The sequence below is a fragment of the Elusimicrobiota bacterium genome, from assembly GCA_016788905.1.
Classification (GTDB): Bacteria; Elusimicrobiota; Elusimicrobia; order FEN-1173; family FEN-1173; genus JADKHR01.
This window is the reverse complement of sequence record JAEURZ010000018.1, coordinates 39894-61424: the sequence shown is the minus strand read 5'-3', so window position 1 is coordinate 61424 and position 21531 is coordinate 39894. Positions and strand designations below refer to the sequence as shown.

Annotated in this window: 36 protein-coding genes; all 36 read left to right on the top strand. The window is 51.9% G+C overall.

The genetic code is table 11. The annotated features are described in order from the left end of the window. Positions 1-77, top strand: a 77-nt coding sequence (locus JNK54_08510; GenBank protein ID MBL8024304.1) for a hypothetical protein, incomplete at its 5' end; no start/stop codon positions are given. A gap of 137 nt (positions 78-214) precedes the next feature. Further along, a complete protein-coding gene (gene rpsJ, locus JNK54_08505; protein ID MBL8024303.1) occupies positions 215-523 on the top strand; it encodes a 30S ribosomal protein S10 in 309 nt (102 codons plus the stop codon). A gap of 30 nt (positions 524-553) precedes the next feature. Next, positions 554-1327: a 50S ribosomal protein L3 gene (gene rplC / locus JNK54_08500; protein ID MBL8024302.1), complete on the top strand. Its 774-nt coding sequence runs from the start codon at positions 554-556 to the stop codon at positions 1325-1327. Between the two features lie 9 nt (positions 1328-1336). After that, entirely contained in the window at positions 1337-1987 is a 651-nt protein-coding gene (gene rplD / locus JNK54_08495; protein ID MBL8024301.1) for a 50S ribosomal protein L4, read from the top strand. Next, positions 1984-2277, top strand: coding sequence for a 50S ribosomal protein L23 (rplW, locus tag JNK54_08490; GenBank protein MBL8024300.1), 294 nt, complete (start codon positions 1984-1986; stop codon positions 2275-2277). Before rplD ends, rplW begins: the two co-directional genes overlap by 4 nt. 4 nt (positions 2278-2281) lie before the next feature. Continuing rightward, positions 2282-3121: a 50S ribosomal protein L2 gene (gene rplB / locus JNK54_08485; protein MBL8024299.1), complete on the top strand. Its 840-nt coding sequence runs from the start codon at positions 2282-2284 to the stop codon at positions 3119-3121. 9 nt (positions 3122-3130) lie between these two features. Continuing rightward, positions 3131-3418 (top strand): 30S ribosomal protein S19, encoded by a 288-nt coding sequence (gene rpsS / locus JNK54_08480; protein MBL8024298.1) that lies wholly within the window; start codon positions 3131-3133, stop codon positions 3416-3418. Between the two features lie 8 nt (positions 3419-3426). Continuing rightward, the gene (rplV, locus tag JNK54_08475) at positions 3427-3753 is read left to right on the top strand and encodes a 50S ribosomal protein L22 (GenBank protein ID MBL8024297.1); all 327 of its coding nucleotides are present in this window, start codon (positions 3427-3429) and stop codon (positions 3751-3753) included. 21 nt (positions 3754-3774) lie between these two features. Then, the gene (rpsC, locus tag JNK54_08470) at positions 3775-4611 is read left to right on the top strand and encodes a 30S ribosomal protein S3 (GenBank protein ID MBL8024296.1); all 837 of its coding nucleotides are present in this window, start codon (positions 3775-3777) and stop codon (positions 4609-4611) included. 2 nt (positions 4612-4613) lie between these two features. Continuing rightward, positions 4614-5027: a 50S ribosomal protein L16 gene (rplP, locus tag JNK54_08465; GenBank protein ID MBL8024295.1), complete on the top strand. Its 414-nt coding sequence runs from the start codon at positions 4614-4616 to the stop codon at positions 5025-5027. Positions 5028-5037: 10 nt separating this feature from the next. After that, positions 5038-5244, top strand: coding sequence for a 50S ribosomal protein L29 (gene rpmC, locus JNK54_08460; GenBank protein MBL8024294.1), 207 nt, complete (start codon positions 5038-5040; stop codon positions 5242-5244). Continuing rightward, a complete protein-coding gene (gene rpsQ / locus JNK54_08455; GenBank protein ID MBL8024293.1) occupies positions 5241-5549 on the top strand; it encodes a 30S ribosomal protein S17 in 309 nt (102 codons plus the stop codon). The genes rpmC and rpsQ overlap by 4 nt, the downstream gene beginning before the upstream one ends. Further along, on the top strand, positions 5546-5914 hold the full coding sequence (rplN, locus tag JNK54_08450; GenBank protein ID MBL8024292.1) for a 50S ribosomal protein L14: 369 nt from the start codon (positions 5546-5548) through the stop codon (positions 5912-5914). The genes rpsQ and rplN overlap by 4 nt, the downstream gene beginning before the upstream one ends. A gap of 3 nt (positions 5915-5917) precedes the next feature. Next, entirely contained in the window at positions 5918-6235 is a 318-nt protein-coding gene (locus JNK54_08445; protein ID MBL8024291.1) for a 50S ribosomal protein L24, read from the top strand. Between the two features lie 71 nt (positions 6236-6306). Continuing rightward, on the top strand, positions 6307-6897 hold the full coding sequence (gene rplE / locus JNK54_08440) for a 50S ribosomal protein L5 (protein ID MBL8024290.1): 591 nt from the start codon (positions 6307-6309) through the stop codon (positions 6895-6897). 15 nt (positions 6898-6912) lie between these two features. Further along, the gene (locus JNK54_08435) at positions 6913-7098 is read left to right on the top strand and encodes a type Z 30S ribosomal protein S14 (protein ID MBL8024289.1); all 186 of its coding nucleotides are present in this window, start codon (positions 6913-6915) and stop codon (positions 7096-7098) included. Positions 7099-7123: 25 nt separating this feature from the next. Then, positions 7124-7522, top strand: a complete 399-nt coding sequence (gene rpsH, locus JNK54_08430) for a 30S ribosomal protein S8 (GenBank protein MBL8024288.1) — start codon at positions 7124-7126, stop codon at positions 7520-7522. Between the two features lie 18 nt (positions 7523-7540). After that, the gene (gene rplF / locus JNK54_08425; GenBank protein ID MBL8024287.1) at positions 7541-8119 is read left to right on the top strand and encodes a 50S ribosomal protein L6; all 579 of its coding nucleotides are present in this window, start codon (positions 7541-7543) and stop codon (positions 8117-8119) included. Continuing rightward, positions 8116-8481 (top strand): 50S ribosomal protein L18, encoded by a 366-nt coding sequence (locus JNK54_08420; GenBank protein MBL8024286.1) that lies wholly within the window; start codon positions 8116-8118, stop codon positions 8479-8481. Before rplF ends, JNK54_08420 begins: the two co-directional genes overlap by 4 nt. Then, a complete protein-coding gene (gene rpsE, locus JNK54_08415) occupies positions 8426-9022 on the top strand; it encodes a 30S ribosomal protein S5 (protein MBL8024285.1) in 597 nt (198 codons plus the stop codon). The genes JNK54_08420 and rpsE overlap by 56 nt, the downstream gene beginning before the upstream one ends. 26 nt (positions 9023-9048) lie before the next feature. Beyond that, positions 9049-9528, top strand: a complete 480-nt coding sequence (gene rplO / locus JNK54_08410) for a 50S ribosomal protein L15 (protein MBL8024284.1) — start codon at positions 9049-9051, stop codon at positions 9526-9528. Positions 9529-9578: 50 nt separating this feature from the next. Further along, positions 9579-10916, top strand: a complete 1338-nt coding sequence (gene secY, locus JNK54_08405) for a preprotein translocase subunit SecY (GenBank protein ID MBL8024283.1) — start codon at positions 9579-9581, stop codon at positions 10914-10916. A gap of 15 nt (positions 10917-10931) precedes the next feature. Next, entirely contained in the window at positions 10932-11588 is a 657-nt protein-coding gene (locus JNK54_08400; GenBank protein ID MBL8024282.1) for an adenylate kinase, read from the top strand. Then, entirely contained in the window at positions 11588-12382 is a 795-nt protein-coding gene (gene map, locus JNK54_08395) for a type I methionyl aminopeptidase (protein MBL8024281.1), read from the top strand. Before JNK54_08400 ends, map begins: the two co-directional genes overlap by 1 nt. Further along, the gene (gene infA / locus JNK54_08390; protein MBL8024280.1) at positions 12379-12597 is read left to right on the top strand and encodes a translation initiation factor IF-1; all 219 of its coding nucleotides are present in this window, start codon (positions 12379-12381) and stop codon (positions 12595-12597) included. The genes map and infA overlap by 4 nt, the downstream gene beginning before the upstream one ends. 24 nt (positions 12598-12621) lie before the next feature. After that, the gene (gene rpmJ, locus JNK54_08385) at positions 12622-12735 is read left to right on the top strand and encodes a 50S ribosomal protein L36 (GenBank protein MBL8024279.1); all 114 of its coding nucleotides are present in this window, start codon (positions 12622-12624) and stop codon (positions 12733-12735) included. A 26-nt stretch (positions 12736-12761) separates the two neighbouring features. Beyond that, positions 12762-13160 carry a 30S ribosomal protein S13 gene (gene rpsM / locus JNK54_08380; GenBank protein MBL8024278.1) on the top strand — a complete coding sequence of 133 codons (399 nt, stop codon included), beginning with the start codon at positions 12762-12764 and terminating at the stop codon, positions 13158-13160. 204 nt (positions 13161-13364) lie between these two features. Continuing rightward, positions 13365-13721, top strand: coding sequence for a 30S ribosomal protein S11 (gene rpsK, locus JNK54_08375; GenBank protein MBL8024277.1), 357 nt, complete (start codon positions 13365-13367; stop codon positions 13719-13721). A gap of 41 nt (positions 13722-13762) precedes the next feature. Further along, entirely contained in the window at positions 13763-14446 is a 684-nt protein-coding gene (gene rpsD / locus JNK54_08370) for a 30S ribosomal protein S4 (protein MBL8024276.1), read from the top strand. A gap of 39 nt (positions 14447-14485) precedes the next feature. After that, positions 14486-15496, top strand: a complete 1011-nt coding sequence (locus JNK54_08365; protein MBL8024275.1) for a DNA-directed RNA polymerase subunit alpha — start codon at positions 14486-14488, stop codon at positions 15494-15496. Next, complete coding sequence (gene rplQ, locus JNK54_08360) at positions 15493-15843, top strand: 50S ribosomal protein L17 (GenBank protein ID MBL8024274.1); 351 nt, start codon at positions 15493-15495, stop codon at positions 15841-15843. Before JNK54_08365 ends, rplQ begins: the two co-directional genes overlap by 4 nt. Positions 15844-15952: 109 nt before the next feature. Beyond that, entirely contained in the window at positions 15953-16975 is a 1023-nt protein-coding gene (locus JNK54_08355; protein ID MBL8024273.1) for a rod shape-determining protein, read from the top strand. A gap of 59 nt (positions 16976-17034) precedes the next feature. Then, positions 17035-17880, top strand: coding sequence for a rod shape-determining protein MreC (locus JNK54_08350; protein ID MBL8024272.1), 846 nt, complete (start codon positions 17035-17037; stop codon positions 17878-17880). After that, positions 17877-18386, top strand: a complete 510-nt coding sequence (mreD, locus tag JNK54_08345; GenBank protein ID MBL8024271.1) for a rod shape-determining protein MreD — start codon at positions 17877-17879, stop codon at positions 18384-18386. The genes JNK54_08350 and mreD overlap by 4 nt, the downstream gene beginning before the upstream one ends. Continuing rightward, positions 18379-20148: a penicillin-binding protein 2 gene (mrdA, locus tag JNK54_08340; GenBank protein MBL8024270.1), complete on the top strand. Its 1770-nt coding sequence runs from the start codon at positions 18379-18381 to the stop codon at positions 20146-20148. The genes mreD and mrdA overlap by 8 nt, the downstream gene beginning before the upstream one ends. Continuing rightward, positions 20148-21518, top strand: coding sequence for a rod shape-determining protein RodA (gene rodA, locus JNK54_08335; protein MBL8024269.1), 1371 nt, complete (start codon positions 20148-20150; stop codon positions 21516-21518). Before mrdA ends, rodA begins: the two co-directional genes overlap by 1 nt. Positions 21519-21531: the final 13 nt, after the last annotated feature.

Below are 21531 nucleotides of genomic sequence, written 5' to 3'. Positions count from 1 at the left end.
AGACGGGTGTTCGATTTGCGATCCGGGAAGGCGGTCACACCGTCGGAGCCGGAGTCGTAACCGAAATTTTGGCTTAAAGGTATGGGAGATCCGATCGTGAATGCTGATCTTTACGCAGGGGAAAGTCTCGTGACGTTGCATATGCGGGACTCTCGGGCCGGTGCGGATTTTCAATGCGCCTTTTCGGTGAACTGATATGAACACAACAGCCCCATTGGCGCAGCAAAAAATTAGGATTCGGTTGCGGGCGTACGATCATCGCATGTTGGATGATTCTTTGACAAAAATAGTGGAAGCCGCTCATCGAACGGGAGCCACGGTGGCGGGGCCGGTTTTGCTTCCCACTCACATCAAAAAATATACGGTAAACAGGTCTGTTCATACGGATAAAAAATCCCGTGAACAATTTGAGATGCGGATTCACAAGCGCTTGATTGATATTTTAGAACCGACGGCAAAGACGGTGGAAGAAATGATGAAACTGGACCTTCCCGCCGGTGTGGATGTGGAGATTAAGCTGTAAAATTTGTCATTAAAAATTAGGAAAACAACAATGTCTGAACCAACGAAAGAAAATACACCAATCGTCGAGACAGTAGGACCAGAGAGTAAAACGGTCCCAACCCTCAAGGCGATTCTGGCCAAAAAGATTGGGATGACCCGAGTGTTCGATGAGAAAGGGGAGGTTGTTCCAGTGACAGTTCTAGAGGCGGGCCCCTGTCCTGTGCTCCAAATTAAAACAACTGTTGCCCATGGATACGAGGCCATCCAAGTCGGATTTGGTGGGACCAAAGGAAAAAACCTGTCTAAACCTGAAGTGGGGCATTTCGCCATGGCTAAAGTTTCTCCTCGCCAGTGGGTGGAAGAATTTCGTGTTTCGGTAACCACGGGATTTGAGAAGGGCATGGAAATTCGTGCGGACCAGTTTAAATCGGGAGATGTGGTGGATGTTCGGGGGACCAATAAAGGAAAAGGATTTGCGGGAGCCGTAAAGCGCCATCGATTTAAAGGTGGGCCTCAGACTCACGGTCAGTCCGATCGTTGGCGGGCTCCTGGCTCCAGCGGGCGGGAAAGGGTGTGGCCTGGGAAGCGCGGGCCTGGACACATGGGTGCTGTTCCGAGCACGGTGCAGCGATTGATTGTTGTCCGCGTTGATGCCGAACAAAATTTAATTCTGATTAAAGGGTCAGTTCCAGGTCCTATGGGATCTTGCGTCCGAGTGTATAAGACCACGCGGCCTAAGCGAGCGAGCAAATCATCCGGTCGCGCCGCGACCGCCAAAAAAGTGACCAAGGCGCCGGCAAAAGCCGCCCCTGGGAAAAAGTAAGGGGAAATCATGCTGACTCTCGACGTTTTGAACATGAAAGGAGAAAAAGTGGACACGGTCACTTTAGCCGCCGATGTCTTTGAGGTTAAAGCGACCCCCTCGTTGGTCCATGAAGTGGTTACGGCCTATTTGGCCAACGAGCGGAGAGGGACTCATTCCACAAAAACACGGGGTGAAGTGTCCGGGGGTGGGGCTAAACCATGGAAACAGAAGCACACGGGAAACGCGCGGGCTGGATCAAGCCGATCTCCCTTGTGGCGTCATGGAGGAATAGCTTTTGGACCTAAGCCGCGGTCTTACAATCAAGCCATCCCTCCAGCCAAAAGGAGATTGGCTTTGAAAGCGGTTCTCTCCTCATTTCTTCGGGACGGAAAATTCAGGGTCATTGATGATTTAGTTCTTTCAGAGCCAAAGACAAAGAAAGGGATGGCCGTTGTTAAATCTTTAAATCTTGCGCCTAAATCTCTTTTGGTTGTCGCCTCTGTGTCCGAGGTGACGGAACGGGCACTCCGTAACATTCCGACCGTTCGATACCGATTGGCCCGGGATTTGAACAGTTATCAGGCTTTACTTGCCGACGAACTTGTGGTGACCCGTGCCGCGTTGGCGGAGTTGTCCAAGCGATTAGGCGATCCCAGCGCGGTGGAGGTTTCAAAATGAGTCTCTCTTTTGCGCATATCCTTCGTCGTCCCCTGGTGACCGAGCGATCCACGCAGTTGAAAACACAAAATAAATTTGTGTTCGAAGTGGCTGTGGACGCGACAAAGGGACAGATTCGCGAAGTTGTTGAGTCGGCTTTTAAGGTGGATGTGGTGAATGTGAACACCATGCGTGTTCCTGGAAAGTTGCGTCGCCGTGGTCAGCGGATGGGATATCAATCAGAGTGGAAAAAGGCCATCGTGACATTAAAACAAGGCCAGGACATCAAATACGCGGAGCCGCAGGGGTAAGATTATGCCGATGAAAACATTTAAAGCTTATACACCGTCGCGGCGGTTTATTACCGTAGAGGATTTCAGTGAAATTACGAAAACAACGCCTGAGAAATCCCTTCTTGAACCGCTAAAAAAAACCGGTGGACGGAACAACACCGGGTCCATTATGGTTCGCTTCCGAGGCGGTGGGCATAAAAGGATGTATCGAATCATCGACTTTAAACGGGAAAAATTTGGTGTTCCTGCAAAAGTGGCGACGATTGAATACGACCCAAATCGGACGTCGCGGATTGCTTTATTGTTTTACAAAGACGGCGAAAAACGCTATATTATACAACCCGTCGGTCTTAAAGTTGGGGATTCACTGAGTTCGGGGCCCACGGCTGAAATTAAAGTTGGTAACGCTCTCCCGATGACCAACATTCCTCTCGGAACAGTTGTCCATGCTGTGGAGCTCATTCCAGGGAAAGGGGCCCAAATGGCTCGCTCCGCTGGGACATCTGTTCGAATTATGGCAAAAGAAAACGGATTCGCCACATTGAAAATGCCATCCGGAGAAATCCGAATGGTTCCAGACACATGCATGGCCACCATTGGTCAGGTGGGAAACACGGAACATGAGAATTTAACCATTGGAAACGCGGGTCGTTATCGTCACCGCGGATTTAGGCCGCACGTTCGTGGCACGGCCATGAACGCGGTGGACCATCCGCACGGAGGTGGCCGAGGGAAAAGTAAAGGAAATAACCAGCCTCGTTCCCCTTGGAATCAACCGGCCAAAGGCTATAAAACACGATCACCCAAACAGCATCAGTGGATGATTTTAAGGCGTCGAACCAACGCCGCGGAAGCGTCGTAAGGAGAGTTTATGTCACGTTCAAAGAAAAAAGGGCCATATATTGACGCTAATTTGGTCGAAAAAGTAGAGGCCATGCGAAAATCGGGGGATAAAAAACCGATCAAGACGTGGGCACGCGCCAGCATGATTGCCCCGAATTTTGTGGGGGTAACGTTTGCTGTTCATAACGGAAAAAAGCACACGCCGGTTTTTGTAACGGAACAGATGGTCGGGCATAAATTGGGTGAATTTTCACCCACCCGCTACTTCCGGGGACACGGGGAGGCGCACACGAAAGAAGCCTCCTCCAAAACGTAGAGGATCCTATGGAATCAATATCGCACGCACGTTTTGCTCGTTTTTCATATCGCAAGGTCGGCCAGGTCTTAAACTTGATCAAGGGGAAATCGGTTATCGACGCCATGGGTCTTCTTCCATGGGTTCCCCGCGCTTGCCGCGTGTTGGTGGGAAAAACATTAAAAAGCGCTGTTTCCAACGCGGGAAAAAATGCGGATGTGACACGCCTGAAAGTTTCTCAGGCGTGGGCCAATCATGGGCCTGCGTTAAAGAGAGTCATGCCGAAGGCCATGGGATCGCGCGCCATGTTTAAACGCAAAACCTGCCATCTGACAATTGTTGTCAGCGACAACTAAGGAAAAGGGAGAAAATTTTCGATGGGCAACAAAACACATCCCAAAGGTATTCGCCTCGGCTATATCCGGGAGTGGGACTCCAAGTGGCTTAATCTTAAGGAGATGCCCGCTCTCATTGAGGAAGATTTTAAGATTCGGAAGTTTCTGAAAGACCGTTTGAAACTTGCAGCGGTTTCTAAAATTGGAATTGAGCGCACGGGAAAGTATCTTCGTGTCAACATCTACACCGCCCGGCCCGGCCTGGTGATCGGTAAAAAAGGCGCCGACATCGAAGGTCTTCGCAATGTGGTCGAAGAGATGACGGGGTTAAAAACGGCGGTCCAGATCATTGAGATTAAACGGCCCGAGATTGACGCTCAGTTGGTCGCGGAAGGTGTGGCCATGCAGTTGGAAAAACAGATTGGATTTCGTCGTGCCATGAAACGATCCATGGAACGCGCTATGCAGGGGGGCGCTCTGGGAATAAAGGTCATGGTGGCCGGGCGATTGGGAGGGGCAGAAATCGCTCGAACCGAGTGGATGAAAGAGGGGCGGGTTCCTCTTCAAACATTTCGTGCGGACATCGATTACGGCACGACAGAAGCCCGAATTAAAATGGGGACGATTGGGGTGAAAGCCTGGATTTTCCGTAAAGAACTATTTCAAAAGACGGACGCCGATCTGATGGCGGAAGTTCGCGTGATTGAGGAAAAAGAAAAAGAAGAATTGGCAAAAAAGGCGGAAGCGGGTTTATTGTCTGTGGACCCGGTCGTCCCCGCGGAACCGGAACGGGAAGCGGAAGCGATCGAGGAAGAAGTGATGAGCAAGATCCAAGCGGAAGAAGACGAAGCCAAGAAACGTGAAGGGAATGTGAACTAGCCATGTTGATGCCCTCACGTGTTAAATTTAGAAAGTCTCATCGCGGTCGGCTAAAAGGAAGAACGAAAGCCGGTGGATTCGTGTCTTTTGGGGAATTTGGGCTTCAGGCGTTAGAGGCCCATTGGATCACCGCGCGACAGATCGAAGCGACTCGGATCACGCTTTCCCGATCGCTGAAAAAAGGCGGGAAAGTATGGATTCGCATTTTCCCAGACAAGCCTGTTTCAAAGAAACCGGCTGAAACGCGAATGGGAAAAGGGAAAGGGAATCCCGAATTTTGGGTGGCGGTGGTGAAGCCGGGCAGGATTCTTTTTGAAATTGAAGGCGTGACCGAAGCGCAGGCGAAGGAAGCCATGCGGGTCGCGGGGCACAAGTTGCCGATCGCCACTCGTCTTGTGGCGCGGGACCATTTCTAGGACGGTTGCCATGGCTAAGAAAAATGAAGAAGTCAAGTTTTCTGAACTAACCAAAGAGGAGCTTCACTTGAAGCTTCAAGAAAACCAAGATAAACTTTTTAAGCTCAAATTCCAGAACACGACCGCTCCGCTCAAAAATCCGCGGGAAATTCGGACGACACGGCGAGTGATCGCTCGGGCGCTCACGTTCTTACGACAAAAGGGAGTCTCCGCGTGACCGTGACAAAGCTGGTACGGGAAGAACGGAAGGTGGTGGAGGGAATTGTTCTCTCTGACAAAATGGATAAGACCCGCGTGGTTTCCGTGGAGCGTAGGTTGCGCCACAGCAGTTACGCGAAGGTCTTGACGCGTTCAACGAAAATTTACGCCCATGATGAAAAAAACGAAAGTAAAGTGGGAGATCGGATTCAGGTGATGGAAGCTCGGCCTCTTTCCAAATTGAAACGTTGGCGGTTGGTCCGTGTCGTTTCTCAAGCTCTTGTGGGAGAAACTTTGGATCAAGCCCTGGGAGGCAAGTCGTGATACAGGAGCGAAGTATTTTGCGTGTGGCCGATAATTCGGGAGCTCGTTTGGTGCGGGTGTTTCGGATGCACGGTGGGTCCCGACGACGTTACGCCTATTTGGGAGATTTGGTGACCGCTTCTGTTCAAACAGCGTTGCCAGACTCCAGTGTGAAGAAAGGGGACGTGGTCAAATGTGTTGTGGTTCGAACGCGTAAAGAGCGCTGCCGTCCCGATGGAAGTTATGTTCGATTTGATGATAACGCGGCTGTTCTCATTACTGATGAGGGTGAACCAAAAGGGACCCGTATTTTTGGGCCGATCGCCCGCGAATTGCGTGATCGGAATTATCTTAAAATTATTTCACTCGCCCCGGAGGTGGTTTAAACCATGTCCATCTCTCCTATTCGAAAAAAAGATAAGGTTCGGGTTCTTTCTGGTAAAGACAGAGGGAAGCAAGGTGAAGTCATAGAAATTGATAAGAGCAAAGGACGTGTTCTTGTGGCCAAGATTAATATGGTTAAAAAGCACGCGAAAGGAACAGGACAAAAACCAGGCGGAATCCAAGAAAAAGAAGCCTATTTGCCCATTGGAAAGGTGATGCTGGTTTGTCCCAAGTGTTCCAAAGCGACACGATTTAAGAGCGGGGCCATTTCCGATGGAACCAAAGCGCGCCTCTGCCGTCAATGCGGCGAAATGATTGGATGATTTGACCTCTGTGAGGGAGATAAACCGATTGAGGTCTCTCCCCTCGGCTGGGTCCCAAGTGAGGGTGTTCGATGTCAAATGAAAAAACGAAAGAAAATGAACCGCGAATGAAAGTCCTTTATCGGACGGCGGTTGTTCCTGAAATGATGAAACGCCAGAGTTGGGGCAACGCTCTTCAAGTGCCACGAATTAAAAAAGTGGTGGTAAACATTGGTTTGTCCGAAGCTCGAGAAAACGCAAAAGTGGTGGATTTGGCCGCACAGGAAATCGCTGCGTTTACGGGCCAAAAGGCCCAAGTTCGACGTTCAAAAAAAGCCATATCTAATTTTAAACTTCGGGAAGGGATGCCCATTGGGGTGCGCGTGACTCTCCGGTCGCGTCGGATGTGGGAATTCATGGACCGTCTGGTGAGTATTGCGATTCCGCGTATTCGAGACTTTCGTGGGCTCGATCCCCATCGAGGGTTTGATGGTCAAGGAAATTACAATTTGGGATTGACAGAACAATATGTTTTTCCTGAAATCGATTTGGATAAATCCGACAAGCCGCGGGGAATGAACGTGACGGTCGTAACAACCGCTGGCAAAGACGATGCAGGGTTGGAGTTATTGGCCCTGCTTGGAATGCCCTTCAAGCGCGACAAGAAGTCAGCGCTCAACTAAGGAGTTTACTCGACTATGGCTACTCAAGCGTGGATCGCGAAAATGCGAAAGCCCCTGAAATACGCAGGGCGATATCGAAACCGGTGTCGGTTGTGCGGTCGACCGCGGGCGTTTTACCGAGATTTTGGGTTGTGCCGAATCTGTTTCCGCAATTTGGCCCTAAGGGGAGAAATTCCCGGCGTCACAAAGTCCAGTTGGTGAGGTTCGAAAATGGTAACAAGGGGAAATTATGAGTCATGATCCGATCAGCGACATGTTCGCTATGATCAATAACGCCAACCACAAATTCATGGAACGGGTGGATTTGCCGGCGTCAAGTGCTAAAAAAGACATAGCCCATGTTCTTAAGGAAGAGGGGTACATCGCGGATTATAAAGTTTTGCCCGACAGGAAACAAGGCGTTTTGCGGCTGTTTATGAAATATCAACCCAATAAAGTCCGTGTCATCCAAGGAGTAAAAAGGGTTTCTCGGCCAGGGTTGCGGGCCTATCGTGGTTATGAAGATCTGGCGAAAGTTCGAGGTGGTTTGGGGATGTCGATTGTATCCACATCGAAGGGACTGATGACGGACCGGCAATCTCGTAAACGAAAACTGGGTGGCGAAGTGATCGCCATCGTCTGGTAAAGGAAGAAAACATATCTCATGAGCCGCTTAGGAAAAAATCCGATTCCTCTCTCCGAAAAAGTTAAAGTGTCGATTCAGGGGGGCCTGGTTAGTGTGACGGGGCCCTTGGGCCAGTTAAGTCGAACCCTTCCGGAGGGCCTCACCGCTCGGTCGGAAAAGGGAGCTTTGGTATTGGACCGTCGAGATGACAGCACACGTCAGCGTTCTCTGCATGGGACGTTCCGAAAGCTTCTTTTGAACATGGTTGAAGGATGCGAAAAAGGATTTTCAAAAGAACTAAAAATTGGAGGGGTGGGGTTCCGGGCGCAGTTAACCGGGAGCAACTTGCAGATGACCCTTGGTTTTTCTCACCCCATTGATTATGTTGTTCCGGCGGGAATTAAAGTGACGGTTGACGCAAAGCAAACGGGATTGGCGGTTCAAGGAATTGATAAAGAACGAGTGGGTCAGGTGGCCGCGGAAATTCGCCGCTTTCGAAGGCCTGGCGTCTACTGGGCGAACAACGAACCGGTTGGTATTCGATACACGACAGAACACGTTCGGCGCAAGGCAGGAAAAGCGGCGGCCGGATCCGCGGGTACAGGAGGGAAGAAATGAGTGTGAAGAGTCCTCTAGAGCGTTTGGCGTTTCGTCGTCTGCGCGTTCGGCGCAAAATTCATGGAACGGCGGTGAAGCCGCGCTTATCGGTTTATCGTGCGCAAAAACATATGTATGCACAATTGGTGGATGATTCGGCCGGACGGACCTTGGCCGCAGCCTCCAGCTTGTTGTCGGACTTAAAAAAATCTCTCAAAACAGGTGCGAATATTGAAGCGGCTCGAAAGGTGGGCGAAACGATCGCGGAAAAAGCCAAGGGTCTGAATATTTCCGGTGTGGTATTTGATCGTGGCGGTCGCGCCTATCATGGTCGTATCAAAGCCGTCGCCGACGGAGCCCGCTCGGCGGGTCTCCACTTCTAACGCAGGAGTTCATGTGCCAAGAATTGATGCCAACAGTTTAACGCTTAAAGAAACCGTCGTGACCATTAACCGTGTGGCCAAAGTCGTCAAAGGTGGAAAACGGTTTTCATTCAGTGCGCTTGTGGTGATTGGCGATGGGGCCGGTCATGTGGGCGCCGCTATTGGGAAAGCCAAAGAGGTTCAGGCGGCGATCCAGAAGGCGGTTTCTCACGCGAAAAAGACCATTGTTAAAATTCCCTTAAAGAATGGAACGATTCCACACGAAGTGAAAGGGATCTTTGGAGCGGGGACTGTTTTGCTTAAACCAGCCGTTTCGGGAACTGGCGTTATCGCGGGCGGAAGCGTTCGTGCGGTGGTTGAAGCGGTGGGCATTCGTGATATTTTAAGTAAATCTCTTCGGAGCACCAATCCTTTTAATGTGGTCTACGCCACGTTGGCGGGGCTGAAGGATTTAGAAACTCGCGAAGATTCTTTCCGTCGACGCGGGAAAGAATTGCCGGTGGCGAATGCCGCGCCGGTGGTTCCTTCCGCGGCCGTATAATTATTTTTTAAAGGGACATGATCATGATTCGCTTGAACACATTGAAACCCGCGCCCGGTTCCCGTCACCGGCGTAAAATTGTTGGACGAGGGGAAGGCTCTGGTCACGGGGGAAAAGGATCCACACGTGGATTTAAAGGCCAAACCGCTCGGTCGGGCGATTCTCACATGAAACAAGGTTTTGAAGGGGGCCAGATCCCTCTGATCCGTCGTGTGCCCAAACGTGGTTTTAAAAATACGGCTTTTCGAACGGTGTATTCATTGGTCAATATTGGCGACATCCAAGCGGTCATTGAAAAAGCGGGAGAGGTTACCCCAGAGACGTTGCGGAGGGCTGGCCTCATCAAAGGATCGCACCCCATTAAAGTTTTAGGAGATGGGGATGTGAATAAAGCTTTTATCGTGAAAGCGCATGCTTTTTCTTTATCGGCGAAAATGAAGTTGGAAAAGGCCGGTGGGCGAGGGGAAGTCCTTCCTGGGCCTAAGTTGTGGAAAAGAAAAAAATAAACTGATGACTGATTCTAAGCGCATCTCTCTGGGAAACCCACGGTAGACGCATGCAATCTTTTGCGGACATTTTTAAAATTCCCGAACTACGGAAACGGATTTTTTTTACTCTGGGGATATTGATTGTCTACCGAATTGGGGTTGCTATTCCCATCCCAGGGATTAACGGCGAGGCCATTCAGCAGATCTTTAAAGCGAATTCCAATAGTTTTTTAGGGTTCTTAGACATGTTTTCCGGCGGAGCCATGAGCCGAATGTCTATTTTTGCCATGGGGGTGATGCCCTACATTAACTCGTCCATCATAATGAGTTTGCTTCAAGGCGCCCATGTCATTCCCTATTTGGATCGATTGGCCAAAGAGGGAGAAAGCGGGCGTCGTCGTTTGAATCAGATCACACGCTATTTCACTTTGTTTCTCGCTGTTATTCAATCGTTCGGATTAACAACGCTTATTACCAAAATTCGCCTGGGTGGCGATTTGGCTGTGGTGCGAGAACCCGGCGCTCTTTTTGTTTTTACGACGGTCATCACGCTGACAGCGGGAACAATTTTCATCATGTGGCTTGGGGAACAAATTACGGAAATGGGCGTAGGAAACGGGATTTCATTGATGATTTTTACGGGAATTGTGGAGGGGCTGCCAAGGGCCATTAATCAAGTGCGGAGGATGGTTTTTGAACTTCAAGAAATGTCTCTTCTGACGGCTCTCGGACTATTGGGTCTTGTCATTGTGGTTGTGGGGTTGGTGGTTTGGGTTGCAACCGCTCAGCGGAAAATCCCTGTTCAATACGCACGGCGGATGGTGGGCCGAAAAATGTATGGGGGGGCCAGTACATTTCTTCCTCTTAAAGTTGACCAATCCGGTGTGATCGCTGTTATTTTTGCCGTGTCTCTTTTATCCGTTCCGGTGACCTTCGCCAGCTTCAACCCAGAGGGGGAGATATCGAAAAAGATTTTAGGGTTGTGGAACCAACGGGCGCTTTGGTATGAAGCTTTGTACGCTGGCTTGATTATATTTTTCTGCTATTTTTATAATTCTGTTCAATTCAATCCAACGGATTTAGCGGACAACTTAAAAAAATGGGGGGGCTTTATCCCAGGAATTCGGCCGGGCGAACCGACCGCCTCGTATATCAACAGCGTGTTGATGCGCATTACTCTGGGGGGCGCTCTCTTCGTGGCTTCTTTGGCTATTCTTCCGGACATTATGCATCGCGTGATGAACACTCCCTTTTACTTTGGTGGGACATCTATTTTGATTGTTGTGGGTGTGGCGTTAGACACGGTGGGTCAGTTGGAATCCCATCTCATTATGCGTCATTACGAAGGATTTTCAAAAACAGGTCGGGTCAAAGGACGTTGGTTTAACGTCGGTGCGGCTAGCTAACTTAAGGAGACACTTATGAATATTATTTTGCTGGGCGCACCGGGATCAGGCAAGGGAACTCAAGCGGAACCGCTTTCGATTCGCTACAAGACCCCTCATATTTCGACTGGCGACATTTTTAGAGAAGAAATCGAAAATTTGACCCCCTTAGGTCTTAAAGTGCAAGAATATGTCAATTCCGGTCGCTTGGTTCCTGATGAGTTGGTTTTGGAAGTCATGACGTCACGGTTGGGGCAACCTGAATTTGAAAAAGGCTTCCTTTTGGATGGGTTTCCGCGGACGGTGAGCCAAGCGGAATCCCTGGACGGATACTTGACAAATGTAAAACGCCCTCTTCATAAAGTGATTTACTTAAGCCTGAAAGAATCAGAAGTGATCCGGCGTTTGTCCAGTCGCCGTCAATGTTCAAAATGCACGAAAGTCTACAACGTTTTGACAAAACCTCCCCGGGTTCCGGACCTCTGTGACGTGGATAGTGGCGCTCTTTTCCAGCGAGATGATGATCGACCCGAGACCATCGAAAAGCGACTTCGCGTGTTTAATGATTTGACCGAGCCGTTGATTTCCTACTATCATGGGCTTGATCTTTTGGAAACGATTGCGGCGGATCGACCTATGGCGGAAGTCACCAAGGCCATTTCGACAATTTTAGACGCTCTCCCGCGGGGTTAATGGCGTCAACAACGCGTCAGATCGAGCTCAAATCGGCAGCAGACCTTGAGCGGATGCGTCGCGCGGGACGGCTGGCCGCTCAAGCGTTGGCGGAGGTTGGGCGGAGGGTGGGGCCGGGTGTTTCAACGAAAGATCTGGACCGCCTGGCCGAGAAATGTATTCGAGCGGGCGGGGGTATTCCCACTTTTTTGGGATACCGTGGCTACACGGCGACCCTCTGCACATCGATCAACGAAGAGGTGGTTCACGGAATTCCGAGTAGCAAAAGAATTTTGCGCGAAGGGGATATCGTCGGTGTCGATGTGGGGGCCACCTTGGGCGGTTTTGTGGGGGACACGGCGGCCACCTTTGCGGTGGGACGAATCAGCAAAGAAGCAGAGGATCTTCTCCGTGTGACCCGCGAATCGCTGCAAAAAGGGATCGCGGCCATGTGCGTGGGACAACGGCTTGGGGATGTTTCGAGCGCGATCCAGCGTGTGGCGGAGGCCGGCGGCTACTCGGTTGTCCGAGATTTTGTGGGACATGGGATTGGGCGAAATATGCACGAGGAACCTTCTGTTCCAAATTACGGGACAGCGGGAACGGGCATTCGCTTGGAAGCAGGATTGGTGATTGCACTGGAACCTATGGTGAACGTTGGGACCTGGCGAGTGAACGTATTAAAGGACGGGTGGACTGTGGTGACGGAAGACAATCGGCTTTCCGCTCATTTTGAACACACGGTGGCTCTCACGGAATCCGGGCCGGAAATTTTGACACAAGTTCTCCATGAGGAATCCGAAAGGAACGAATGACCAAAGAAGATAAAATTGAAATGGAAGGGCGTGTGCTGGAGTCTCTTCCCAACGCGATGTTTCGCTTGGAAATAGAGGGAGGGCACAAGGTTTTGGCGCACATTTCAGGAAAAATGCGCATGCATTACATCAAGATATTACCGGGTGACAAAGTGAAGGTGGAATTGTCTCCTTACGATATGACCCGGGGTCGCATTACGTATCGGGAGAAATGAGCGGAATAACGAAGAGAGGAAATCATGAAAGTTCGCGCGTCTGTCAAACCCATTTGCAGCAAGTGTCGAGTCCAAAAACGGCACGGGAAGATCTATGTTCTCTGTACAAATCCCCGGCATAAACAACGCCAGGGCTGATACGATTAATCCACTAAGGAGTCACTATGGCTCGCGTCTCGGGGATTGACCTCCCCAAACATAAGCGCGTTGACGTCGGTTTACGTTATCTCTTCGGAATTGGACCTGCCCGGTCCGCGAAAATTCTTGAAGCCACGGGCGTTCAACCGGCCACACGGGTAAAAGACCTCACCGAGGCCGAAGTCTCCAGAATTAATACGGAGATTGGGAAAAGTTTCAAAGTAGAAGGAGATCTCCGTCGGGAAGTTGCCGGAAATCTTCGCCGTCTCATTGAAATTGGAAGTTACAGAGGGTCTCGGCACCGGCGAAGTCTTCCAGCGAGAGGACAGCGAACGAAATCCAATGGACGCACCCGGCGTGGCCGTCGGCGTACCGTGGGATCGGCGAAGCCGGGGACAACCGGAGCTCCCGCCGCTAAAGTGTAAAGCGTCGTTGTGTTTAACGGGGTCCTGGAGTGTGGGCTCCATTCAGTGCGGCATTTTTTCTGAAATTTCTAGGAGAAACTCATGGCTGAGCAAGCGGATAAAAAAAAGGATTCGGCGCGACAGGTGCCCGAGGGGAAGGGAAGTCCCACCCCGAAGCCCTCCACCCGACCCACTGGGGCCGCGGTCCCGAAACTAAAAAAGAAAATGTGGCGGGACGTGGCCAACGCGCGCGTTTACATTCAATCCTCCTTCAACAACACTATCGTCAGCATAACGGACGAGAGGGGAAACCTGATGGTCTGGGCTACCGCGGGCAGTGCGGGATTTAAAGGGACAAAAAAAGGCACTCCTTTTGCGGCTCAAGTAACGGCGGATAATGCCGCAAAGAAAGCCATTGGGTTTGGTGTCAAAACCGTTTCCGTGTTTGTGAAAGGGCCGGGGTCGGGGCGCGAAACAGCAATTCGTGCTCTTCAAGGTGCTGGGTTAGTGGTGACGTCCATCAAAGATGTGACCCCCATCCCACACGATGGTTGTCGCCCGCCGAAAGCTCGACGGGTCTAAGGGTTGTTGAACTAAAAATTTAAAATAAGTACGGAGGTTCCGTGGCGCGATACACAGGTCCAGTTTGTAAACTATGTCGGCGTGAAGGGGTGAAACTCTTTTTAAAGGGTGATCGTTGCTACGCCAAATGTCCTATTGATAAAGAAGGGGCCGCGGTTCCGCCGGGGCAACACGCACGTCGGCGCGCGGGAAAACCAACGGAATACGGAAAGCGCCTTCGTGAAAAACAGAAGGCACGTCGAATTTCAGGCGTTTTGGAACGGCAATTTCGCCGTTTATTTGCGGTGGCGTCTCATGAAAAGGGGAACACGGGGGAAAATCTTCTCCGGTTGCTCGAAACGCGTCTTGATAACGTGGTTCGTCGTCTTGGATTCTCCACCTCGCCCCGAGCGTCCCGTCAATTGGTGTTCCATGGGAACATTCGGGTCAACGGGAAACTCGTGGATATCCCTTCCTATCAAGTGAAGCCGGGAGACTCTGTTTCCCTGGCAGAGGGATTGAGAGGAAATCTTTTTGTCAAACGGGCCCTTCAGGCGGCTTCCCAGCGTGGACTGCCGGCGTGGTTGGAGTGGGACGGAACCATTGCCCGCGCGCTGAAGGGGTCTGTCGAGGCCATCACTCTCGATGGTGTGACCCTGGCCGGAACGATGAAGGCCTGGCCTACTCGAACAGAAATGTCTTACCCGGTGAACGAACAGTTCATCGTTGAGCTTTTCAGCAAGTAACCCATTCGATTTTTGACCCTTGAAGGAGGAGTTAACCCGATGACCAGCCTTGGATTGGTTTTGCCCCAGAAGCTGGAGACCGATCCCGCTTCGAATGAAACCTACGGAAAGTTTGTTGCCGAACCCTTTGAAAAAGGGTACGGACATACCGTGGGGCATTCGCTACGGCGGATTTTGCTCTCCTCGTTGGAAGGCGCGGCGGTAACCGCCGTGCGTATTAAAGGAGCGCCCCACGAATTTTCAAGTCTGAAGGGCGTTCAAGAGGATGTGATCACATTAATCCAAAACCTCAAACAACTTCGTTTCCGTCTTCACACCCCGGGTCCAGAGACCCTTACCCTCAAGAAAAAAGGCGGGGAAGTGAAGGGGAAAAACATCGAGATGACCTCTTCTGTGGACCTGCTCAATCCAGAGCATGTGATCGCGCGTTTGGACGCGGGAGGTGAACTGGACGTGGAAATTGAGGTAAGCCGTGGGCGAGGATTTGTTCCCGCTGAACGATTGAAGCGTGAAGGGCAACCTGTGAACACCATCCCGGTGGACGCGTTGTTTTCCCCGGTGTCGAAAGTTCAATATGAGGTCGAATACGCTCGTGTGGGTCAAATCACCGATTACGATAAGCTGATTATCGAAGTCTGGTCGGATGGATCCATTTCCCCAGCGGACGCCATCGCCCAGGCGGCAGGAATCCTAGAGGACGCCGTTCACGTGTTTGCTCCAGCGCCTGTTTCCGTTGCCCCTGTGTCTGCTTCGTCCTCAAGTGACGTGGCGGCGCCCATTGCGCTCCGTCCTGAACCAACGGGGAAACTGAAAGACATGGTGGGTCAGCCGGTGGACATGATCGAATTAACCGTTCGTGCGTCCAATTGTTTGAAGGCCGCGAAAATAAAAACGATTGGGGAACTCATCTCCAAAACAGAAGAAGAGCTTCTGGGTTTTAAGAATTTCGGAAAAAAATCCCTGGAAGAAATCAAAGAACGCTTGACGGAACTCGGAATGCATTTGGGCATGCTGGCGCCCGTTTCTGCCGGGTCGGGAGAGTCGAAATGAACACGCACGCCGGGCGAAAGCTTTCCCGGCCGACGGGCGCACGGAAGTCCCTCCTTAGGAATCTGACCGTGAGTCTTTTTCGGCATGAGCAAATCCGTACAACGGTTCCCAAAGCCAAAGAGTTGTCGCGATTTGCCGATGGAGTTTTGGCTTTGGCCAAACAAAAAACACTGGAAGGCCGGCGGCGGGTGTCGGGGGAAATCAACGACAAATTGGTTCGGCGGAAGATTTATGACGTTTTGGTTCCGCGTTATCAAACCCGGTCGGGGGGATGCACGCGCATTCACCGAATCGGGACCCGTTCAGGCGATAACGCCGAAATGGCACTGATTCGTTTGGTTCAATAGTCCATGGCCCATCCGGGGGTCTCTTTCGATGCCCGATCCAGGCAATTTGATGATTCGATGGGTTCCTTGATGGGCAGTGAATCAATGAGGTTCTCACGTGTTTGATTATATTTTCAGTCTTTTTTCCAATGATATGGGAATTGACCTGGGGACAGCAAACACCTTGGTGTATGTGAAAGGCCAAGGTATTGTTCTGAAAGAGCCCTCTGTTGTCGCCATCAATCGAGACACACGTGACCCCGTGGCTTTCGGGGTAGAAGCCAAGCGCATGCTGGGAAAAACTCCGGCCAACATCTACGCTGTTCGGCCGCTCCGGAATGGAGTCATTGCCGATTTTGAATTGACTCAAGAAATGATTAAATACTTTATCCGGAAGGTGCACAACCGCCGGAGCCTTCTCCATCCCCGGGTAGTGATCGGGATTCCTTCGGGCATTACCGAGGTGGAACGGCGGGCCGTCAAAGAGGCGGCCGATCAGGCGGGTGCACGATCCGTGGAGTTGATTGAAGAACCCAAGGCCGCGGCGATTGGCGCCGGGATGCCCATTTCAGAGCCCACGGGAAACATGATCGTGGACATCGGGGGCGGGACGACCGAAGTGGCGGTGATTTCCTTGGGAGGGATGGTGGTCTCGAAGTCCCTGGATGTGGCGGGGGATGAAATGGATGAGTCCATCGTGCAATATTTTCGACGAAAGTACAACCTGCTCATTGGCGAAACAACCGCGGAAGACGTCAAGATTAAAATCGGTAGCGCCTTCCCCTTGGTGGACGAGCAGTCGTTGGAGGTGAAGGGACGGGACCAAGTATCGGGTCTTCCGAAGACGATTACCATATCGTCAGAAGAAGTCCGACAAGCCCTTTCTGAACCCCTCAAACTCATTGTTGACGTGGTTAAAGCGACGTTGGAAGAAACCCCAGCGGAGCTTTCGGCAGATCTGGTGGACCGGGGTATCGTCCTGGCGGGGGGGGGAAGCCTTTTGCGCGGGATTCCCGAACTTCTTTCCCAAGAGACTGAATTACCGGTCACCCGAGCGTCTGATCCTTTAACCTGCGTTGTGATGGGTTGCGGCCGCTACTTGGAAGAGCTTGACAACATCAAGCGTTCCCGCGGCCGATCGTCGTTCCTGTAAGTTCTTCTTTCTCCCCGCCTCCGGAACCGCGTCCCTCATGGGGCGCAGGGAGACCCCTTTTGTTTCATCGGCACCAAACCTTAACTCTTTTCGGTTTCTATTCTCTCCTCAGCCTGGCTTTCCTGTCGTGGTCGGCGGATCGCGTGGTTCACTCCCTTAAAATTACTTTTTATTCGCTCTGGTCTCCTCTGGGGGGGGCCGTCATCGATGAACTTGATCAGGCGGGACGATTCGGTGGTCGATTGGCGGACCTTTTTCGAGCCGATCAGCGAGCGAGAGAATTCGAATCCAAGTGGATCCAAGATCGTTTGGACACCGCCCGCTTGGAAACATTGGAAGAGGAAAACGAACGTCTCACGGGTCTCCTGGGGATCTCTGTGGGGGCCGGGTATCGTGCCACCGGAGCCCGCGTCTGGGCTCGAGATCCGGCGGACTGGTTTCATTCTCTACTTGTTAAAATAGATTCCCCCACTGTCGCCATGGGCGATGCGGTCATCACCGTTCAGGACGGACGCTCGGTCGTTCTGGGGCAAGTGCAAGAACTTCTTCCCGATGGGAAGGCGCGGGTTCTCCTTCTGACCGATCCTTTCTCGGCCCTCTCGGCCCAAGTGGGCAGAACAGGGGAGCAGGGGTTGGTGGAAGGGCGTGGCGGGGCCCGACTCTTACTCAATTACTTGTATGCGGATTCCACCGTTCGAGCGGGTGACGAAATCGTCACCGCGGGGTTAGGGGACGTTTATCCCCCCCATGTTTTAGTGGGTCATGTAACAGATGTGGTGGAACCCGTCGGGGCCAGTTCTAAAAGGGCGGCTGTTTTCCCCGCCGCACGCCTTGGTTTTGTGCGTGAGCTCCTGATCCTTTCACCCGTGAATGAAAAATCGATAACACGAAACAAAACCCCATGAAGAGATTCCTGGCCTATTTTTCGCTTTCTTTGCTTTTCATGTGGATTTTCCAAATTCTTTTTCTCTATATTATTCCAACGGGGTGGCCAACGCCCCAATGGCTTTTGCTGGTGACTCTTGTCTTGGGGTCTCAGGGGCGAACGAAACTTGCCATGACGCTAGGATTTCTATGGGGATTGGCGTTGGATGTACACGGGATGTCTGCTTTTGGGGTTCAGGGCTGGCTCCTGGCGTTCGTTGGATTTGTATCGGGGACGCTCTCTAAAAATTTGAACGAAGATAAGTTCGGAACCCAACTTTCCTTAGCGGTGGCCGCGACCTGTGTTGTGGAAATCGGAATTTACATTCTTGCCTCCTTTTTTGACCAATCCCGCGTGGGACGCCCCGGGTTGGGGTTGGTTTTGATTCATATCTTTTTAAACGGGCTGGCCGCCCCCGCTGTTTTTTGGGCGGTGACCGCGTGGAGCGATTTCTGGGTTCCCCGCCCCTCTAAAGCCAATGCTTAATCGGACCTCTTCTTTGTTCTCCTCCCGGGAAGATTATCGAATTTTCCTTTTGTCGTCGTTCGTGACCGTGGTGTTTTTTACCCTCCTCCTCCGTCTTTTTTATCTTCAGGTGGTACGGGGTCAAGACATGGAACGTCGTGCCAAAATGAACAGTACCCAGGTCCTTCCCCTGCTTGCGCCCCGAGGGCTGGTGTTTGCCCGTGATGGCAACACCGATGAACCCCTTCTGGAAAACGCCCCTCGATTTTCACTTTATTATTCTTACAGTGACAAGGCGACCACGTCTATAGAAAGCATTAAACGGGAACTTTCAGAACGCCTCCCTGAATCCTTTAAGATCATTCAACAAAAATTGGCCGAAGCCCGGAAATCAGGAAAAATTACCCGTGTGCTCACGGACATTCCCTCCCCTGTGGCTCTGGCTCTAATGGAACGACGTTTGTTTCTGCCAGGAGTGAATATTTTAGTGGAACCCCAGCGGAGACCCCGTTATGGGTTTTTGGCATGCCACATCCTGGGTTACGCCGGAGAAGTGGATGAAACAGAACTTCGTCGATCTCGAGACCAAGGGCTCCGACACGGTCAGTGGGTGGGAAAAAATGGCATTGAACGCGTTTACGATGAGTTGTTGCGGGGAACCGATGGGGGCCTCCAATTTGAAGTGGACGCCATGGGCCGTCACCTTCAGGTGGTTCGCCGGATTCCCTCCTCCCCAGGGAATGATGTTTATTTAACGATTAATCGCCGACTGCAATCAGTCGCGGAAGCGGGGTTGGCGGCGTCCATTTCGGGACGCGGAGCGGCGGTCGCTCTCGACCCACAAACGGGGGCTGTTTTGGCTCTGGCCAGTGCTCCCGGCTATGACTCCTCTGGAAACTTAGGAGCCTATCTCAGTGACCAGGCTCTCCCGCTCTTCAATCGAGCGATTCAGGGAATATATCCTCCAGGGTCTGTCTTCAAAATTGTGACGGCCGCTACGGGACTTCAGGACATCGATTGGGATACCCGTAAATCCTTTCTGTGCACGGGGTCCTATCGGTTGGGAGATCGGGAATTCGGGTGTTGGAACAAGCACGGACAAAAAGAATTTTTTGGGGCCGTGGCGTTTTCATGCAACATCTACTTTTACAATATCGGCCGGGCCCTCGGCCCGGATCCGATCGAGGCCATGGCAAAGGCGTTTGGGTTTGGAGAGAAAACCGGTATTGAATTAGCCGGCGAATCCTCCGGATTGGTCCCGGGCCGGTCCTGGAAAAAAAAAGTGATGCGCCAAGGGTGGTTTGAAGGGGACACGTTAAACTTTAGTATTGGCCAGGGGGCCATGACCGCGACCCCCCTTCAAGCCGCGGTATTTTTTGCGGCCTTGGCCAACGGGGGGACCGTGTGGCGCCCCTATGTGGTGGACCGTGTTGTTTCTCCTGAAAATAAAATCCTCTTTCACCAAAATCCTGATCCACGCCAGCGGGTCGTCTTGAAGGAGACTGTTTGGGCCACATTGCGTCGGGCGATGGAGGGCGTTGTTTTGGAGGGATCTGGACGGGGTGTTCAGCGTTCGGATCTCGTGATTGGCGCCAAAACGGGCACGGCCCAGAATCCCCATGGAGAAGACCATTCCTGGTTTACCGCTTACGCGGGCCGGCCGGGACAAAAACCGGGTTTGGCCTTGGCGGTATTCGTTGAAAACGGTGGGCACGGATCTGTCTCCGCGGGACCCATCGCCCGGGCAATGATCAATGAGTTTTACCCACGGGAGTCTCTCTGATGGCCGACATTGTCCCGCATTTTTTTCGTGTGGGGAATTCTTCACCTTCTCCTCGCATGTTGGCACGGGTGGATTGGAGCCTTTTGGCCGCGGTCTTGGCTCTGTCGGTGATGGGGATCCTCTTTGTTTTTTCTGCAACCCTTCAGGGAGGACACGCGTCAAATTATTTATGGCGACAAGGTCTCGGATTGGGTGTTGGTCTTCTGGCCATGGTTTTCTTAACACTTCTGCCCTATCAGGTTTTTCAAACTTACGCCAAAGGGGTCTACGTCGTCAGTGTGGCCCTCTTGGTCTTGACCCTTGTTGTCGGAACCCGTTTGCGGGGAAGCCGGTCTTGGATCGATTTAGGAAGTGTCTATTTTCAGCCTGTGGAGGTCACGCGGTTGGGTCTGGCCATTGCCTTGGCGGCGTACGCGGTCGCCCGTTCACGGAACCTTCGCTATTGGAGCGGAGCCATCCCTTTGCTTCTCCTCTCTGGTGTTCATTTTGGGCTGGTCCTTCTTCAACCGGACCTCTCCAGTTCACTGACCATGGGCCCGATGACGTTAGCGGTTCTTTTTGTGGCCGGGGTGCCCGTTGGATTTTTAGCGACACTTTTGGCCAGTGGCGCTATCGCTCTCGGGATCCCTCTGGTGGGGACCTATTTTTCAATTGTCGGGAACCGCTGGTCAGGGAGCGAAGTGATGATGGCCCTCTCGCGGGCTTTTCAGGAAACAGGTCCCCTTCTCTTGTTGTGGGCGGGGGTGGCGTTGGGCGTCGTTTTCCTTTGGTGGTTTATTCGTCGATGGCGGGTGCCTTTGAGCGGTTTTTCGTTGGCCGTGGTTTTGTTAATCATCGCGACCGGGGTGGCGGGGTCCTTTGTGGTGGATAAGGCCATTAAACCTTACCAGAGAAAACGGTTGATGGCTTTTATTGATCCAGCGGTGGACCCCTTGGGGGCGGGATACAATATCCTCCAATCCGAAATCGCTGTGGGGTCCGGCCGGTTTGTGGGGAAAGGATTTCTTTCTGGAAGCCAAACCCAATTGGGATTCCTACCGGAAAAGCACACGGATTTTATTTTTTCATTGGTGGCGGAAGAAACGGGATTCATGGGGGCCCTGTTCTTGTTGGGGGTTTATTTTTGGGTTTCCTGGCGGGCGTTCGATATCGCCAGCACCGCCCGAGATTATTTCGGCCGCTACCTCGCCACCGCGGTCGGTGCTTTTTTTACTTTTTCAGGGCTGGTCAATATCGGCATGGCCATGGGTCTCATGCCGGTGACAGGGGTGCCATTGCCCTTCTTGTCTTACGGAGGGTCCGGGATCGTGGGCTCCTTTATGGCCATAGGGCTCTTGATGTCCATCCATTTGCGTCGTTACATTTTGTAAATAGTGAAAGGGA